Origin of the sequence: Pseudomonas floridensis, assembly GCF_002087235.1 — a bacterium.
Lineage (GTDB): Bacteria > Pseudomonadota > Gammaproteobacteria > Pseudomonadales > Pseudomonadaceae > Aquipseudomonas > Aquipseudomonas floridensis.
Genome location: NZ_MUIO01000013.1, coordinates 1 through 16,463 on the forward strand (window position 1 = coordinate 1; position 16,463 = coordinate 16,463).

A 16,463-nucleotide genomic window follows, 5' to 3' on the forward strand; every position below is an offset into this window, starting at 1 on the left:
GGTGGTCACCAGCGGCGCGACGATGCGCATCGGCTTTCTGATTCTCGACGCGCGCGGCACCTCAACGGCCGACTCGCCCATGAAGCACTTGAAGGTGCGACAGGCGATCAATCACGCCATCAACCGCGAGGGGCTTGCCTCGCAACTGGTCGGCGGCGAAAGCAAACCGTTGCAAGTGGCCTGCTATCCAGGCCAGTTCGGATGCGACACCAGCGCCGCCACGGTCTACAACTATGACCCGGCCAAGGCCAAGGCGCTATTGGCAGAAGCCGGCTACCCGAACGGCTTCGAGACCGAGATTTTCGCCTACCGCGACCGCGATTATGTCGAGGCGATCATTGGCAACCTGCGCGCCGTGGGCATCAATGCCAAGCTGCGCTACCTGAAATACGCCGCCCTGCGCGACCAGCAACGCGGTGGCAAGGTGCCGATGTCCTTCCAGGCCTGGGGCTCGTTCTCGATCCTCGACACCTCAGCCTCGGCAGGCACTTGGTTCAAGGGCAACCCGGACGACAACATCAAGGACCCGCAAGTCCAGAACTGGCTGCAGACCGCCGACAACGCCCTTGATCCACAGGTGCGCAAAGACAACTACCGCAAGGCATTGCAGCGCATCAGCGAGCAGGCGTACTGGGCGCCGCTGTTCAACTACTCGATGAACTACGCCTATGTCTCGGACCTGAACTTCAAGCCTTACCCCGACGAACTGCCGCGCTTCACATTGTCGAGCTGGAAATAGTTTTCTCGATTGTCCGCCGGTGATGCCGCACGCCACGCGGCTCACCTCGTCACCTCATGGATACAGGGTCACGTGCCATGTCTGGATTTCTGCTACGTCGCCTGGGCATTGCCCTGTGCGTCGCGATTACCGTCTCGGTGATCAGCTTTTCCCTGCTGCACCTGTCCGGCGACCTGGCGACCGCCATTGGCGGGCCGGAGGCCACCAGCGAGCAGATCGAACAGATCCGCGTGCAATACGGCCTCAACAAGCCGCTGATCACTCAGTATGTCGAGTGGCTGAGCGACGTGCTGCGCCTGGACCTGGGCGACTCGTTTTTCTTTCAGGAATCGGTCTACAACCTGATCGCCTCGCGCCTGTCGATTACCCTCGGGCTCGGCGCGATGGCACTGGGTATTGCCTTGTCGATCGCCATTCCACTGGGCGTGCTGGCCGCCGTGAAACGCGATACTTGGATTGACCGGCTGGCACTCAGCATCGCCGTGCTGGGTCAGGCCATGCCGAGTTTCTGGTTCGCACTGATGCTGATCGTGGTGTTCTCGGTGACGCTCAAATGGCTGCCGGTTTCGGGCAACTCGACCTGGGCGCACTTCGTGATGCCGGCCATTGCGCTGGGCTATTACGCAACGCCGGCCATCATGCGCCTGACCCGCGCCGGGATGCTCGATGTGCTCAACTCCGATTACATCCGCACCGCTCGCGCCAAGGGGCTGCGCCCCGGCACGGTGCTGTTCAAGCACGCGCTGCGCAATGCATTGATTCCGGTGGTGGCGCTGGCCGCTGTGGAATTTGGCTTCATGCTCGGCGGCTCGGTGGTCATCGAAACGGTGTTCTCGCTGCAAGGCATCGGCCAGCTGGCCTGGGATGCGATTGCCCGCGACGACTTCCCGGTGGTGCAGGCAGTGGTGCTGCTGATCGCCGTGATCTACATCGTTCTCACCCTGCTGGCCGACGTGCTCAATGCACTGCTCGACCCGCGCATCCGCGTCAGATAGGAGGTTTTATGAACACAACCACCTCGTCGCCGCTGGTGATCAACGATTATCAGCCGCCGGCCAGAAGTGTCTTGCGCACCCTGCGCCTGAGTTTCGGCCATCGCGGCTTCGCCATTGGCGCCGTGCTGCTGTCGATCATTGTGCTGGGCGCGCTGTTCGCGCCGTGGCTTGCGCCTTACGACCCCTACGCGCAGGACGTGATGCTGCGCATGAAGCCTCCGGTATGGATGGCCAACGGCACCTGGGACTACGTACTGGGCACCGACAAGCTGGGCCGCGATTACTTGTCGCGCCTGCTGTATGGCGCGCGCATTTCGCTGTTCATCGGCTTTTCGGCGGCGCTGATTTCGGGCGTCATCGGCACCATTATGGGCCTGCTGGCCGGCTATTTTGGCGGCAAGGTGGACGCGGTGATCAGCTACCTGATCACCACCCGCCTGGCGATGCCGGTGGTGATGATCGCCCTGGCCTCGGCCTCGCTGATCGGCGGTTCGCTGAAGGTTGTGATCATTCTGCTCGGCTGCCTGCTGTGGGATCGCTTCGCTGTGGTGGTGCGTGCCGCCGTGCAGCAGATCCGCGACGCGGAATATGTCGCGTCCGCGCAAGCCCTCGGCTGCTCGACCCTGCGCATTCTGGCCAGTGAAATCCTGCCCAATCTGGTTGGCGCACTGATCGTGGTCGCCACACTGGAAATGGCTCACGCCATCCTGCTCGAATCGGCGCTCTCGTTCCTGGGGGTCGGCGTGCAGCCGCCCATTCCGTCCTGGGGCCTGATGATCGCCGAAGGCAAGCCCTACATGTTCTTTTCCCCATGGGTCATCGCCATTCCCGGTATCGCGCTGATGGTGCTGGTGCTGGGCATCAATCTGGTCGGCGATGGCTTGCGTGATCTGATCCTGCCCGACGGGCGCAACTGACAGAGGAGATCCGGACATGGCGCTGTTGCATGTTGAAAACCTGCGTGTCGATATCCCTTTGGGGCAGGACACGCTACACGCTGTAAGGGGCCTGGACTTTCAGGTCGAACGCGGCGAAATGCTGTGCATCGTCGGTGAGTCGGGCTGCGGCAAATCCCTGACCTCGCTGGCGCTCATGGACCTGCTGCCACGCAAGGCACTGCGCACGGCAACCCGACTGAGCCTGGACGGCATCGACATGCTGAGCCAAAGCGAGCGGCAGATGTGCGACCTGCGCGGCAACCGGCTGGCAATGATCTTTCAGGAGCCTATGACCTCGCTCAACCCGGCCTACAGCATTGGCGACCAGCTCAGCGAAGTGCTGACCCGGCATCGCAAGGTGTCACGCAAAGATGCTCTGTCACGGGCCGCGCAAATGCTGGAAAAGGTCGGCATCAGCAATGCCGCCGAGCGACTGCGCCAGTACCCGCATCAGTTGTCAGGCGGTCTGCGTCAACGGGTGATCATAGCCATGGCGCTGATGTGCGAACCGGACGTGATCATCGCCGACGAGCCGACCACGGCACTGGACGTGACCATTCAGGCGCAGATCCTGCGACTGATCCGCGACCTGCAGAAAGAACTCGGGCTGGCGGTGATCTTCATCACCCACGACCTGGGTCTGGTCGCACGCATCGCCGACCGTGTGGCGGTGATGTACGCCGGGCAGATCGTCGAAACCGCGCCGGCCATCGAGTTGTTCGAAAACCCGCAACACCCTTACACCTGTGGCTTATTGGCGAGCATCCCGATACCGGGACGAACCCAGCCGGGTCAGCCGCTGGGCTCGATTCCAGGTCTGGTGCCCAGCCTGGTCGGCGAACAGCATGGCTGTGCCTTTCGCAACCGCTGCCCGCAGGCGATTGCGACCTGCGCCGACGAGGTGCCCGCCATTGAGGACCACGACCACATGACCCGCTGCCTGTTTGCCACAGCGGACGCGGAACCGGTGTTTCATCGCGAGGGCGCACGCTCATGAATCAGGCCTTGAAAACCGGTACGAAAAAGGACATTGCCCTGGAACTATGTGACATCCGGCGCGAGTTCACCATCAGTCGGGGTTTCTTCAAACCGACGGCAACGCTCAAAGCCGTCGACGGTGTTTCGCTGCGGCTGATGCGCGGCGAAACCCTCGGTCTGGTCGGTGAATCCGGCTGCGGCAAAAGCACTCTGGCCAAGATGCTGCTGGGTCTGCTGGCACCCAGCAGCGGCGACGTGCTGGTCAACGGCAAGCACCTGGCCGGAACCGATCGCAAGCAGATGGCGCGGCGCATCCAGCCGATCTTTCAGGACCCCTACTCCTCGCTCAACCCGCGCAAGACCCTGCGCGAAATCGTCACCCTGCCGCTGATCGTCCATGGCATCGGCACCGGCGCAGAACGCCGCGCGCGTACGGAAGAGATGATGGACGTGGTGGGCTTGCCCAAACGGGTGATAGACAGCTACCCCAGCCAGTTGTCCGGCGGTCAACGCCAGCGCGTGGCGATTGCCCGAGCATTGGTGATGCGTCCGGACGTGCTGATCTGTGACGAACCTACCTCGGCGCTGGACGTGTCGGTGCAGGCGCAGATTCTCAATCTGCTTCAGGATCTCAAGCAGGAGTTCGGTCTGACTTACCTGCTGATCAGCCACAACCTGGCGGTGATCGAGCATCTGGCCGACCGGGTGGCGGTGATGTATCTGGGCAAGATCGTCGAAGAGCGCAGCCGCGAAGCGCTGTTCGCCAGGCCTGGCCATCCCTACACCCAGGCGCTGCTGGATTCGGTCCTCACGCCCGACCCGCATCTGGGCATTCCCGAACTGGGTCTGCAGGGTGCGTTTCCCAATCCCATGTCGCCGCCGTCCGGCTGTGCGTTTCATCCGCGTTGCCCCAGTTGCATGACGGTCTGCAAAGGCCAATACCCCGCCGCTGACAGCCTCGAAGGCGGCACCGTCCGTTGCCACTTGCGTGACACCCCGAAAACTTTGGAGCTGATGCCCTCATGACTAGCCGTTCGCACGCCATCGACAACGTCACCGAACAGTTCGACAACGGGGCATTCTTCGCCCTGCTCGGCGAGAGTGTCGCGTATCCGACCCAGAGTCAGGAGCCGGACAGCCTGGCCGAGCTGTACCGCTACCTGACCGACTTCATCACGCCGAACGTCGAACGCTTGGGCTTTACGGTCAACATCCATGACAACCCGGTGGCCGGATGCGGCCCGCTGATGATTGCCACGCGGATCGAAGCCCCGTCCCTGCCGACTTTGCTCAGCTACGGGCATGGCGACGTAGTGCGCGGTTACGACGCGCAGTGGCAGTCGGGCCTATCACCGTGGCAGGTGGTCGAGCGCGGCGAGCGCTGGTATGGCCGTGGCACGGCGGACAACAAAGGTCAGCACCTGATCAACCTGACTGCACTGGAACAAACCCTCAAGGCGCGGGACGGCAAGTTGGGTTTCAACGTCAAATTGCTGCTGGAAATGGGCGAGGAAGATGGCTCGCCAGGTTTGAGCCTGTTTTGCCAGCAGCATGCCGAGGCGCTGGCCGCCGATATCTTCATCGCCTCCGACGGACCGCGTCTGGCGTCTACGCGGCCCACGCTCTTCCTCGGCTCTCGCGGCGTCTTCAATTTCGAACTGAGCGTGCACCTGCGCGACGGCGCGCATCATTCGGGCAACTGGGGCGGGTTGCTGGCCAACCCCGGCATCATTCTGGCCAATGCCATCGCCAGCCTGGTGGACGAACATGGCCGGGTCAAAGTCGCGGGCCTGATGCCTGCGGCCATTCCCGAGGCAGTGCGTAGCGCCCTGGTCGATATAGAGGTCGGTGGTGGACCCGGCGACCCGGACATCGATCCGCACTGGGGTGAGCCGGGGTTGTCGCTCAGCGAGAAAGTCTTTGGCTGGAACACGCTGGATGTCTTGGCATTCAAGACCGGCAATCCCGATGCGCCCGTTCACGCGATCCCCGGCAAGGCCCATGCGCTATGCCACATACGCTTCGTGGTCGACAGCGATTACACGACCTTCATCCCGGCGGTGCGGGCGCATCTGGATGCCCATGGATTCACTCAGGTCGAGGTCAGGCAGACGCGCATGGACGTGATGCACGCCACGCGCCTGTCACCCGACAGCCCGTGGGTCGGCTGGGCACTGGACTCGCTGAGCAGAACCACCGGCAAGAAGCCCGCCCTGCTGCCCAATCTTGGCGGATCGTTGCCCAATGACGTGTTCGCCGAAGTGCTCGGCCTGCCGACCGTGTGGGTACCGCATTCCTACCCGGCCTGTTCGCAGCATGCCCCCGACGAACACCTGCTGGCACCGGTGGTGAAAGAGAGCCTGCAGATCATGGCCGGGCTATTCTGGGACCTGGGCAACGACGGCGCTCGTCTGGCGCGTGAACATCGGGCACAGGAAACAGGCCAATGAATCAGACACAACTGAAAGCGACGCAATGGCTGGCCGGGCAATTCGAGGCGATGGAGGCGTTGCTGCATCGACTGGTCGACACCGATTCCAACAGCTACGACAAAGTGGGTGTCGATGCGGTGGGCGATTTGCTGGTCGCGCAATTGAACGTTGATGGCATCGGCGTCGAACGCATCGCAGTCGAGGGTTTTGGCGATGTGCTGCTGGCTGAACTGCCGGGAGGCCCTGGCAAGCCGGTTCTGCTGCTGGGGCATCGCGACACGGTATTCCCCAAGGGCACGACCACGACCCGGGGTTACACGCGGGACGACAAGCTGGCTTATGGCCCCGGCGTGGCCGATATGAAAGGCGGTCTGGTATTGAACTGCTTTGCGCTCAAGGCACTCAAGCGCGCCGGTCCGCTGCCGTTTCCGGTGCAGATTCTCTATACCGGCGACGAGGAGATCGGCTCAGGCAGTGCGCGCGTGCACATCGAGCGTCACGCCAAGGCCGCTCGCGCCGTACTCAATCCGGAACCGGGCCGGGTCAGCGGTAACGTGGTGAGTGCCCGAAAAGGCGGCGCGACGCTGATCATCGAAGTGAGCGGCCGCGCTGCGCACTCGGGCGTCAACCATGCCGATGGCGCGAGCGCCATTCAAGCCTTGGCACACAAAGTCATCAAGCTGCATGCCCTGACCGATTACGCGGCAGGTATCACCACCAACGTGGGGCTGATGTCGGGCGGCACCTCCAGTAATACCGTGGCACCGACCGCGACCGCAAAGCTCGACGTACGCTTTGTCGAACTGCGCCAATGGGATGAAATACTCACCGCCATTCAGGCCATCGTTGACCATGAAGAGCTGCCCGGCAGCTCGGCCAGACTGCTGGAAGCCACGACCTTTCTGCCCATGGAAGCAAAGCACAGTACGGACCTGCTGGGCATCTACCAGACGCTGGCGCAAGAACTGGGCTTCAGCGTCGAGGGCGAGTTCACCGGCGGCTGCGCCGATTCGGGCTTCACCGCCAGCCTCGGAATCCCGACCCTGTGCGGACTGGGACCGGTGGGCGGCAAAGTTCATACAGACCGCGAATACCTGGAACTCGACACCCTCGTGCCACGCGGCCAGGCACTGGTAGCCACGATACTGGCGTTGGGGAATTGATCCTGTCCACGCGGCTGCGCCGAGCGTTGACGCAGGGCATCACAGGCTGCATACCTACGCGAGTCGTGAGCAGCGATCAATGCGAGCCTGACCATCATTGACTTGAGGAAACCACATGCCTGCCCCGTCCGACCTGCTTGAAAAATCAGCCACTGAATTGCGCACTCTGATCGGCAACAGGCAGCTCTCGCCCGTCGAACTGGTGAACGCCAGCATCGCGCGCATTGAAGCGCTCAATCCGAAGATCAACGCCTTCGCCGCGACCTGTTTCGAGCGTGCGTGCGAGGAAGCCGTGCTGGCGGAACAGGCTGTCATGACGGGCAAGCCACTGGGATTGCTGCACGGTCTGCCGATCGGCATCAAGGATCTGGAAGAGACGGCAGGTGTCCTGACCACCTACGGCTCGCAACTGTTTCGCGACAATATTCCAGGCCAGGACAATCTGTTCGTGAAGCGCCTGCGTGATGCCGGGGCAATCATGGTCGGCAAGACCAATGTCCCGGAACTGGGCGCGGGTGCCAACACACGCAACGTGGTGTGGGGTGCGACGGGCAATCCGTTCAATCCAGAGCTCAATGCGGGCGGATCGTCCGGAGGTTCGGCGGCTGCATTGGCGGTGGACATGGTGCCGCTATGCAGCGGCTCTGACACCGGCGGCTCGTTGCGCATCCCTTCGGCGTTGTGCGGCATCGTCGGCCTGCGCCCTTCTCCCGGTCTGGTGCCGAGCGAGCGCAAAAAGCTTGGCTGGACGCCACTGTCGGTGGTCGGCCCGATGGCGCGCAACGTCGCCGATACCTTGCTGCAGTTGCGTGCCAGCGCGGGTCTGGCACCGTCCGATCCGCTGAGCTATGCCGTAGCGGATGATGAGTTTTCGCCCCGCAGCGTCGATCTCAGCGAGCTGCGCGTCGGCTACAGCGAAGACTTCGGCACCTGCGCGGTGGACGAGCAGATTCGTCAGGTGTTCCGGGAGAAAATCAGCGTTCTGAAGTCAAGCTTCAAATCCTGCGAACCCATCGACCTGAACCTGAGCAGCGCGCATCGCACCTTCGACGTGCTGCGCGCCGAGGCGTTCGTGGCCGGTTTGCAGGACGCCCATGACCGGGATCCTGATGCGCTCGGGCCCAATACTCGCGCCAACTTCGACATGGGCGCGGCCATGTCGCTGCAGGATTGCGTGAAGGCGCATGCCGAACAGAGCCGTCTGTTTCGCAATTTTCAGAAGCAGTTCGAGCGTTATGACCTGATCCTTGCGCCAACAACGCCCGTTTCGCCGTTCCCTTGGAGCGAGCTGTACCTGCGTGAAGTCAACGGTGTGCAACTGGACAACTACTACCGCTGGCTGGCGCTCTGCTACACCATCACCCTGACCACCAATCCGGCGCTGTCATTGCCCTGCGGCACCGATCACAAAGGCATGCCGTTCGGCCTGCAATTGATTGGCAGCTTTCGTGGAGACGCCGCGCTGATGGCCTGCGCTCACGCCCTGGAACAGGCCAGCGCTTCTGACGCTCGCCTGTGCCGTCCACGTCCCGATCTGCAACGGCTGATGGCTTCGGCCGTGGACCTGACACATATCGTGACCCACCCGCCAGTCTACGGCGGCGCGCCGACCCGCAAGCCCGAGATCGGAGCCATGTAGCGTCGCGACGGATAGGTAAAGTCAAGACGCTCGGTCATACTGGACGGCCATGCCCTCAAGGAGTCAGAGCCCGTGGCCGTTCTGCAAGCCATCCTGCCCGTTTTCCTGCTGATCGTGCTCGGCTATGTGCTGGGCAAACGCAAGACGTTGACGCTCGAGAGCACCAAGGCCTTGAGTGTGTTGGCGTTCAAGCTGTTTCTACCGATGGTGCTGTTCACCGGAATGGTCAAGGCGCCGCTGCACGACGGTCTGGATCTGCGGGTATTGGCGGCGTACTTCGTTCCTGCCTTGATCGTGTTCGTACTGGTCAACCTGGCCATGCACCGGTCTGGCACGACCTCGACACCGTTTGGCCTGACCGCCAGCTTCTCCAATAACATTCTGATCGGCATCCCGCTGGTGGTCGGCGTGTTCGGTGATCAGGGGCTGGTGTTACTGTTCACTGTGATCGCCGTGCACAGCCTGACGCTGTTTACCTTCCAGAGCCTTTACGACAGCGTGGCGGGCGATGAGCCATTCAATACCCGTTCGCTGTTCGCCAGCCTGGCGAACCCGCTAATCATTGGCCTGCTGCTGGGGATTGTGGTCAATCTTTCAGGCGTCGGCCTGTCCGACTGGGCCGATCATCTGACCACATGGCTCGCTCAGGCGGCCCTGCCTTGCGCCTTGATCGTGCTGGGCTCCAACCTTTCCAGCTTCAAACTGACGCCCAGCCCACAGGCATTGGGTATTACCCTGGGCAAACTGGCGCTGATGCCGTTGCTGGTGCTGCTGGCATGCGTTTTGTTGCGCATCGAAGGCTTGTCACGCGGGGTGCTGGTGCTGATGGCTGCCGGACCTGCCGGGGTCAACGTCCTGGGTTTTGCCCGCAGCGTGCCGCATGTGCAGAAAACCAGTTCGGCGATCTGCCTGACCACAGTGCTGTCGGCCGCCACCCTGCCACTGTGGATGTGGCTGGTGAGTGCGCTGGGGTGACGAACGCGCCAGGCATGAGGAGCATCTGCCCCCCATGCCTGCGTCACGCTACTTGGGCAATGCGTAGGCGATTACATAATCGCCACGGTCAGGCGATTGGCGAGCGCCCCCGGCGGTAAGCAGAATGTACTGCCGGCCGGTCCTGGGCGACACGTAGGTCATCGGCCCGGACTGGCTGCCCACCGGCAGACGGGCCTTCCAGATTTCGTTGCCATTGCCGCTGTCGAAGGCGCGCAGGTAGAAATCCTGAGTACCGGCGAAAAACAGTAGCCCCGACTGGGTGGACAGCGAAGCGCCCAGGGTCGGCATGCCGATCGGAATGGGCAGGCCCATGCGGATGCCCATCGGGCCGGTGTCTTTGACGGTACCGACCGGCACTTGCCAGACCAGTTTTTTGGTCTTCAGGTCGATGGCCGACATCGTACCGAACGGCGGTGCCTGGCAAGGAATGCCGACCGCCGACAGGAAGCGCTGACGCATCGCGCCGAACGGTGTGCCGGTCTGCGGCACCACGCCCATTTCGATGCCGCTGGCCCCGGCGGCAATCTTGTCACGCGGGATCATGTAGTTGGCCAGACCCAGACGCATGTCATTGACGAACATATAGCTGTTGGTCGGATCCACCGACACACTGCCCCAGTTCATGCCGCCCAGGGAGCCAGGGAATTGCAGCGCGTGATCCATGCCCGGCGGCGTGTACACGCCCTCGTGACGCATGCCCTTGAAAGCAATCCGGCACATCAACTGGTCGAACGCCGTCGCGCCCCACATGTCGGACTCTTTCAAGGTCTGGTTGCCGATCGACGGCATGTCCACCGAGAACGGCTGGGTCGGCGAGTAGCGTTCGCCTGGCACGCTGCCCTGCGGCACCGGACGCTCTTGGACCCTGGAAATCGGCACGCCGGTTTCACGATTGAGCAGGAAGATTTCACCCTGTTTGGTGACCTGCGCCAGCGCTGGCTGGGTACCGCCCTTGCCGTCCGGAATGTCGTACAGCAGCGGCTGGGCCGGAATGTCGAAGTCCCAGAGATCGTGGTGGGTCATCTGGAAGTTCCAGCGCACCTGGCCGGTCTTGACGTCGACCGCCACCACTGAGGACGACCATTTGTCATCCTGTTCGGTCCGCGTACCGCCGAAAAAGTCCGGCGTGGCATTGCCGGTCGGCAGGTAGATCAGGCCCAGTTTCTCGTCGTAGGACATGGCGGACCACACGTTCGGCGTTCCCCGCGTGTAGGTCTCGCCCGCCGGTGGACGCTTGGTCGTATCTGGATTACCCGGATCCCAGGCCCAGACCAGCTCGCCGCTGTGCACGTCAAACGCACGCACCACGCCTGGTGGTTCGCCCGTGGAGAAGTTGTCGGCGACACGGCCACCCACGACCACGACATTGCCCGCCACCAGCGGCGTCGAGGTTTGCTGGTAGTAACCTTCCTTGACTTCGCCCATATCGGTTTTCAGGTCAACCACGCCCTGATTGCCGAAGTCCTTGCAGGCCTCACCGGTCTCGGCGTCGAGCGCGATCAGACGCGCATCACCGGTCGGCAGGAATATGCGTCGGGCGCAGGCTGCAGGCTGGGCGGTCGCTTCTGCGAACGGTGTGGCGAAATACCCCAGACCACGGCAGCGCTGCCAGTTGGGCGCACTGCCCTTAGGATCGAATGTCCAGCGCTGCGTGCCGGTATCGGCGTCGAGCGCGAACACCTTGCCATAGGCGGTGCAGGTGTAGACCGTATCACCGATCTGCAATGGCGTGTTCTGGTCTTCGGCCCCCGCGCCGGTGCTCTGCGGGGTATCGCCGGTGTGGAAGGTCCAGGCCACTTGCAGCTTGTCGATATTGCCTTTGTTGATCTGATCCAGCGCCGCGAAACGGTTGCCTGCCGGGGTATTGCCCCAGTGCGCCCAGTCTTTCTGCTCGGTGCCCGGAGCGACCGGCACGATGTCGGGCACGTTGCTGGCACTGACCACATGAGTCGGCACGAACATGTAGCCGATGGTCGCCACGACACCAATGGCCAGCAAACCCGCCAGGCCGTAGGCACTGCGGCTTGCCTGTGCGCCCGAGGCGCGAACCAGTGACGGGTAGATCAGCGCAACCACCAGACCGATCACGGCAAAGGTCAGCACTCTGGACACCAGCGGCCAGTAATGCAGGCCGGCGTCCCATACCGCCCAGATCACGGTCAATACCAAAGCCGCGCCATAGATCAGCGCACCCTTGGGTTTGCGGGCCGCGATCAACACGCCGCTGATCAGCATTGCCAGGCCCATGAGCAGGAAATACCAGCTCCCGCCCAATGCCACCAGATAACCGCCGCCGCCCGCCAGGCCAAGCCCGATCAACGCGATGAGCACCCCTAATGCGAGCAGCCAGAATCTGCCGCCCGCCCCTGTGTCTTGCTTGCTAGTCATGTTTCGAACCTGTCGGATTTTTACAGCCGCGCAGAATGTACTAACCGGTTCATTTTGACAAATTGTCGCACCCTGTTTCAGTCCGAGGATAGAGCGGGACACGGCTTAGCAACAGCGCTAAAACGGCTGCAAACGATGGAATGCATGGGCTCGATTTAGCGGGCGATCAGCGAACGGTATTTGCCGATGAGTCCGCCTCGACCACCACTATACCGTCACGCGCAATCAGTACGTTATCCGGCAAGGTGCGCGGCTGCGCCATCAGCCACGCATCCAGGGTATGGCCGACATGGGTCAGCACTGCTTTGGCCGGTCGCAACCGGTCTATGATGTCCAGCGCCAGAGTCAGGTCATTGTGGTTGCGCGGTGCCTGGGTTTGCGGGGGCATGGAGCAGTCGAGAATCAACGCATCCAGCGAGCGGCGTTGCAGCTTATCGAACGTCGCTTCAGGAAGGCCCACGGTGTCGGTCAGGTAGGCAACGCTTCGGCCGCCCCCGTCCAACAGATAGCCCAGCGTGGGCCGGGAATGTTGCAGCGGCACCGCGGTGACACGCAAAGCGCCCAGGGAACGGCATTCGAACGCGGCAAATGGCTGGCTGAAATCGAGAATACCGGGGTGTTTGTACAGATCGGCCAAACCTTCCGGGTCTACCGGCCCATGCACCGGGATTACCTGTCCCTGCCCCCAGCGCAGGTGCAATAAGCCCTGAGCGTGATCGGCATGGTAGTGGGTCTGCAGAATGCCGCTGAGGCTGCGCGGCGGGAAACGCTCGGTGAGATCGGTCAAACCGCTGTCGATCAGCCAGCGTTGGTCGTCGAATTCAATCAGCGCACTGCACGGCAGACGACGCAATGTGCTGTCGCTCAATGCCGCCTGGCAGGCCGGGCACTGGCAGCCGTAAACCGGCACCTGCCGCGCATCGCCGGTGCCGAGCAGCGTCAGGCGCACGCCGGGTGTTTCTCCAGATAGCGCACCAGAGCGGCCACGGTCTGCTCCAGCGGACCTGAGTTGTCCAGCGCGAACACACCGGGATGGCTGGCCAGCAAGTCACCGGCGAACTGCTGGTTGCGCTCCAGCCGCGCCTCGACTTCCGGCAACGTTTCGCGATTCCGGTGCAGCAGCCGTTGGCGCAGGACCTCCTGCTCGACGGTCAGCAGCACCGCAATGAGGTTGGGGTAGCGGCGTTGCGCACGCTCCAGATGCGCCCTCGATCCATTGATCAACACATCGTGCCCTTCCAGCAGCCACTGATCGATAACGATCGGGATGCCGTAATGCAAACCGTTGGCCTGCCAGTTCAGCGCAAATGCACCGTGTTCACGCATGTGTTCGAACTGCTCGACATCGACCGCCTGCGCGGCTTCGCCCACCGCTTCGGCAGAGCGTGTAATCACCCGCCGTACCACTCGGCAGTTGCGCTGCGCCAGGGTTTCGCGAGCACCGTCCATCAGGCTGTCTTTGCCTGAACCGGATGGTCCGATGAGATAGATCAACCTGCCTGCCATCAAAATACCCTCTTGCCTTGTCGCCAGACCTTATCGATAACCGGCAGATTGCCGTGGCTGCGCGCCTGAATCAGGTCGGCGCGCAGACCGATGCGGATTTCCCCGCGATCGGTCAGACCCGCCGCCCGCGCCGGAGTGCGACTGACCGTGTTCATGGCCTGCGGCAATCCGTAGGTGTTGTCCTGTTCGGCCAGTATGAACGCCGATTGCAGAAGACTGGCCGGATAGTAGTCGCTGGAGAGAATATCCAGTAGTCCTTCTTTGGCCAGCGACGCGGCCGCCACGTTACCGGAGTGCGAGCCGCCACGCACGATGTTCGGTGCGCCCATCAGCACGCTCATGCCCAGACGCCTGCAACCATGCGCCGCTTCCAGCGTGGTCGGAAACTCGGCGATGTTCATCCCGTAGCCCGCCGACTCCTCGACATGGGCCATGGTGGCATCGTCGTGACTGGCGATCGACAGTCCACGCGCCAGACAGAGTTCGACAATGGCGCGGCGATAACGGTCGGCGTATTCGGTGGAATTGGCCACCTGCTCGACGATGAACCGATCCATCTCATCGTGACTCATGTGGTACTTGCCCATGTAGTACTCGCGGTACTTGGACTCCAGCGCGAACTGCCGCTGGCCGGGTGCGTGGTCCATCACCGAGACCAGTTGCACCAGCGGCTGATCCACCAGATCGCGAAACACGCCCAGAGTGTCCGGGTGGCTGACTTCGCAGCGCAAATGCAACAGATGCTCGGCGCGGGTCAGGCCTGCCTCGGTGGCCGCGGCAATGGCCGCAAGCATCGCGGGCAATTGCTGCATGCGCTTGCCCTTGGGATTGACGTCACCAATCGACAGCGCGTCGAACACGGTGGTGATCCCCGCCGCGACAATCTGCGCATCGTGGCTGATGACCGCCGAGGTCGACGGCCAGTCCACGCCCGGCCGTGGCGACAAGTGTTTTTCGAGGTTATCAGTGTGCAGTTCGACCAGCCCCGGCAACAGATACTCGCCGTGCAGGTCCTGCGCCTGGCTCAACTGGCTGCGGCTTGAATCGATCCCTGCGATCAACCCGTCACGCACTACCACCGTGCCATTGAACGCTTGCTCTGCGGTGACCACACAGGCGTTGGTGAAAATCTGCTCGTTCAACATTGCAGCGACTCCTTGGCAGTCAGGTCTGCCGGTGTCATGTCCAATTGGCGGCTGGCAATCGCGTCGCGCGCTTCACGGTCGTGAAAAATACCGATCAGCGCGGCGCCATCGCGCCTGGCTTCGTCGATCAGCTCCAGCACCACCCGACGATTGGCCTCGTCAAGCGAGGCCGTCGGCTCATCGAGCAGCAGCACCGGCCACGGCACCATGAATGCCCGGGCGATGTTGATGCGCTGCTGTTCGCCGCCGGAAAACGTGCTGGGTGCCAACGGCCACAGCCGTGGCGCGATGTTCAGGCGGGTCAACAACGCTTGTGCACGCGCCTTCGCGTCCTCGCGAGCCCAGCCGCGTGCCAGCGCCGGTTCCATGACCACGTCCAGGCTCGACACGCGTGGAATGACCCGCAGAAACTGGCTGACGTAGCCCACTGTCCGACGCCGGACTTCCAGGACCTGGCGCGGCGTGGCACCAACCAGTTCGGTCCATTCGCCGTCGTGCTGCACCCGAATGCTCCCGGCAGCGGGCAGGTAATTGCCATACAAGGTGCGCAGCAAGGTGCTCTTACCGCTGCCGGAATCCCCGCCCAGCACCAGGCATTCGCTACTGCGTACCGAGAAATTCAGGCCGCGCAGCACGTTGAGCACCACGCCGTCGTGTTGATGCAGCGTGAAGGTTTTCGAGAGGTCGCGGACCTCGATCAAGGTAGTCATCAGGCTCATCCCTCTGTGCGGATCATGGCTGGAGTACCGAGGACACCAGCAGCTGTGAATACGGGTGCTGCGGGTCATCGAGGATCTGATCGGTGAGCCCGGCTTCGACCACATGCGAGCGACGCATCACCATCAGCCGGTCGGCCAGCAGTCGGGCCACGGCCAGGTCGTGGGTGACGATCACCACCGCCAGGTCCAGCTCGCGCACCAATCCGCGCAGCAAGTCCAGCAGGCGCGCCTGCACTGAAACGTCGAGTCCGCCGGTGGGTTCGTCCATGAACACCAGACGCGGACCGGACACCAGATTGCGCGCGATCTGCAAACGCTGCTGCATGCCGCCCGAGAAGGTACGTGGCAAATCGTCGATGCGCGCCGGGTCTATTTCGACCTGGCTCAGCCAGTCCAGCGCCGCGCCACGCAACTGCTGGTAGTTGCGCACGCCCTGGGCCATCAGCCGCTCGCCGATGTTCGCCCCGGCTGAAACACCCATACGCAAACCGTCACGCGGGTTCTGTTCGACAAAGCCCCATTCGGTGCGCAACAAAGTGCGGCGCTGCGCCTCGCTGGCGCTGTACAGGTCGAGCCAGCCGCCGGTGCCGTTGCGGTAGTCGATGCTGCCACTCTGCGGCGCGGAACGTCCGCTGAGCACCGACAGTAAGGTGGACTTGCCCGAACCGGACTCGCCGACGATACCCAGTACTTCGCCGGGATACAGGTCGAAGCTGACGTTTTGACAGCCTTTCTCCGGCCCGTACAGCCGGGTCAGGCCGCGCACCTTGAGCAGCGCTTCGTCCCGTTCGGGTCGTGGGGTGTTGACCGGATTGACCGACATGG

At 62.7% G+C, this 16,463-nt stretch carries 15 protein-coding genes; 9 read left to right on the forward strand and 6 right to left on the reverse strand.

Annotated elements, in window-relative coordinates:
* From BZK31_RS04425 to BZK31_RS04465, 9 genes are all read left to right on the forward strand, one after another.
* On the forward strand, positions 1 to 739 hold a 739-nt coding region (locus tag BZK31_RS04425; RefSeq protein ID WP_244182629.1), incomplete at its 5' end, for an ABC transporter substrate-binding protein.
* 77 nt (positions 740 to 816) lie between these two features.
* Positions 817 to 1,734 (forward strand): ABC transporter permease, encoded by a 918-nt coding sequence (locus BZK31_RS04430; RefSeq protein WP_083181540.1) that lies wholly within the window; start codon positions 817 to 819, stop codon positions 1,732 to 1,734.
* An 8-nt stretch (positions 1,735 to 1,742) separates the two neighbouring features.
* A complete protein-coding gene (locus tag BZK31_RS04435; protein WP_083181542.1) occupies positions 1,743 to 2,651 on the forward strand; it encodes an ABC transporter permease in 909 nt (302 codons plus the stop codon).
* A 16-nt stretch (positions 2,652 to 2,667) separates the two neighbouring features.
* Positions 2,668 to 3,669 carry an ABC transporter ATP-binding protein gene (locus BZK31_RS04440; RefSeq protein WP_083181544.1) on the forward strand — a complete coding sequence of 334 codons (1,002 nt, stop codon included), beginning with the start codon at positions 2,668 to 2,670 and terminating at the stop codon, positions 3,667 to 3,669.
* Positions 3,666 to 4,676 (forward strand): ABC transporter ATP-binding protein, encoded by a 1,011-nt coding sequence (locus BZK31_RS04445; protein WP_083181546.1) that lies wholly within the window; start codon positions 3,666 to 3,668, stop codon positions 4,674 to 4,676. The genes BZK31_RS04440 and BZK31_RS04445 overlap by 4 nt, the downstream gene beginning before the upstream one ends.
* The gene (locus tag BZK31_RS04450; RefSeq protein WP_083181548.1) at positions 4,673 to 6,100 is read left to right on the forward strand and encodes a M20 family metallopeptidase; all 1,428 of its coding nucleotides are present in this window, start codon (positions 4,673 to 4,675) and stop codon (positions 6,098 to 6,100) included. Before BZK31_RS04445 ends, BZK31_RS04450 begins: the two co-directional genes overlap by 4 nt.
* Positions 6,097 to 7,245, forward strand: coding sequence for a M20 family metallopeptidase (locus tag BZK31_RS04455; RefSeq protein ID WP_083181549.1), 1,149 nt, complete (start codon positions 6,097 to 6,099; stop codon positions 7,243 to 7,245). Before BZK31_RS04450 ends, BZK31_RS04455 begins: the two co-directional genes overlap by 4 nt.
* 115 nt (positions 7,246 to 7,360) lie before the next feature.
* A complete protein-coding gene (locus tag BZK31_RS04460; RefSeq protein WP_083181551.1) occupies positions 7,361 to 8,884 on the forward strand; it encodes an amidase in 1,524 nt (507 codons plus the stop codon).
* A 72-nt stretch (positions 8,885 to 8,956) separates the two neighbouring features.
* Entirely contained in the window at positions 8,957 to 9,859 is a 903-nt protein-coding gene (locus BZK31_RS04465) for an AEC family transporter (RefSeq protein WP_083181553.1), read from the forward strand.
* Positions 9,860 to 9,907: 48 nt separating this feature from the next.
* Here BZK31_RS04465 and BZK31_RS04470 read toward each other — a convergent pair whose 3' ends face one another.
* The 6 genes from BZK31_RS04470 to phnK form a co-directional block, all read right to left on the reverse strand.
* Positions 9,908 to 12,268, reverse strand: coding sequence for a glucose/quinate/shikimate family membrane-bound PQQ-dependent dehydrogenase (locus BZK31_RS04470; protein ID WP_083181554.1), 2,361 nt, complete (start codon positions 12,266 to 12,268; stop codon positions 9,908 to 9,910).
* A 166-nt stretch (positions 12,269 to 12,434) separates the two neighbouring features.
* Positions 12,435 to 13,217: a phosphonate metabolism protein PhnP gene (gene phnP / locus BZK31_RS04475; RefSeq protein WP_083181556.1), complete on the reverse strand. Its 783-nt coding sequence runs from the start codon at positions 13,215 to 13,217 to the stop codon at positions 12,435 to 12,437.
* On the reverse strand, positions 13,208 to 13,774 hold the full coding sequence (gene phnN, locus BZK31_RS04480) for a phosphonate metabolism protein/1,5-bisphosphokinase (PRPP-forming) PhnN (RefSeq protein ID WP_083181558.1): 567 nt from the start codon (positions 13,772 to 13,774) through the stop codon (positions 13,208 to 13,210). The genes phnP and phnN overlap by 10 nt, the downstream gene beginning before the upstream one ends.
* Positions 13,774 to 14,919, reverse strand: a complete 1,146-nt coding sequence (locus BZK31_RS04485) for an alpha-D-ribose 1-methylphosphonate 5-triphosphate diphosphatase (RefSeq protein WP_083181559.1) — start codon at positions 14,917 to 14,919, stop codon at positions 13,774 to 13,776. The genes phnN and BZK31_RS04485 overlap by 1 nt, the downstream gene beginning before the upstream one ends.
* The gene (gene phnL, locus BZK31_RS04490; RefSeq protein WP_083181617.1) at positions 14,913 to 15,629 is read right to left on the reverse strand and encodes a phosphonate C-P lyase system protein PhnL; all 717 of its coding nucleotides are present in this window, start codon (positions 15,627 to 15,629) and stop codon (positions 14,913 to 14,915) included. Before phnL ends, BZK31_RS04485 begins: the two co-directional genes overlap by 7 nt.
* 22 nt (positions 15,630 to 15,651) lie before the next feature.
* Positions 15,652 to 16,461, reverse strand: coding sequence for a phosphonate C-P lyase system protein PhnK (phnK, locus tag BZK31_RS04495; RefSeq protein ID WP_167377843.1), 810 nt, complete (start codon positions 16,459 to 16,461; stop codon positions 15,652 to 15,654).
* Positions 16,462 to 16,463: the final 2 nt, after the last annotated feature.

What these genes read in the sequence shown, in the direction of transcription:
- BZK31_RS04430 (WP_083181540.1), top strand. Translation starts at nt 817, where the DNA reads ATGTCTGGATTTCTGCTACGTCGCCTGGGCATTGCCCTGTGCGTCGCG.
- BZK31_RS04435 (WP_083181542.1), top strand. Translation starts at nt 1,743, where the DNA reads ATGAACACAACCACCTCGTCGCCGCTGGTGATCAACGATTATCAGCCG.
- BZK31_RS04440 (WP_083181544.1), top strand. Translation starts at nt 2,668, where the DNA reads ATGGCGCTGTTGCATGTTGAAAACCTGCGTGTCGATATCCCTTTGGGG.
- BZK31_RS04445 (WP_083181546.1), top strand. Translation starts at nt 3,666, where the DNA reads ATGAATCAGGCCTTGAAAACCGGTACGAAAAAGGACATTGCCCTGGAA.
- BZK31_RS04450 (WP_083181548.1), top strand. Translation starts at nt 4,673, where the DNA reads ATGACTAGCCGTTCGCACGCCATCGACAACGTCACCGAACAGTTCGAC.
- BZK31_RS04455 (WP_083181549.1), top strand. Translation starts at nt 6,097, where the DNA reads ATGAATCAGACACAACTGAAAGCGACGCAATGGCTGGCCGGGCAATTC.
- BZK31_RS04460 (WP_083181551.1), top strand. Translation starts at nt 7,361, where the DNA reads ATGCCTGCCCCGTCCGACCTGCTTGAAAAATCAGCCACTGAATTGCGC.
- BZK31_RS04470 (WP_083181554.1), bottom strand. Translation starts at nt 12,268, where the DNA reads ATGACTAGCAAGCAAGACACAGGGGCGGGCGGCAGATTCTGGCTGCTC.
- phnN (WP_083181558.1), bottom strand. Translation starts at nt 13,774, where the DNA reads ATGGCAGGCAGGTTGATCTATCTCATCGGACCATCCGGTTCAGGCAAA.
- BZK31_RS04485 (WP_083181559.1), bottom strand. Translation starts at nt 14,919, where the DNA reads ATGTTGAACGAGCAGATTTTCACCAACGCCTGTGTGGTCACCGCAGAG.
- phnL (WP_083181617.1), bottom strand. Translation starts at nt 15,629, where the DNA reads ATGACTACCTTGATCGAGGTCCGCGACCTCTCGAAAACCTTCACGCTG.
- phnK (WP_167377843.1), bottom strand. Translation starts at nt 16,461, where the DNA reads ATGTCGGTCAATCCGGTCAACACCCCACGACCCGAACGGGACGAAGCG.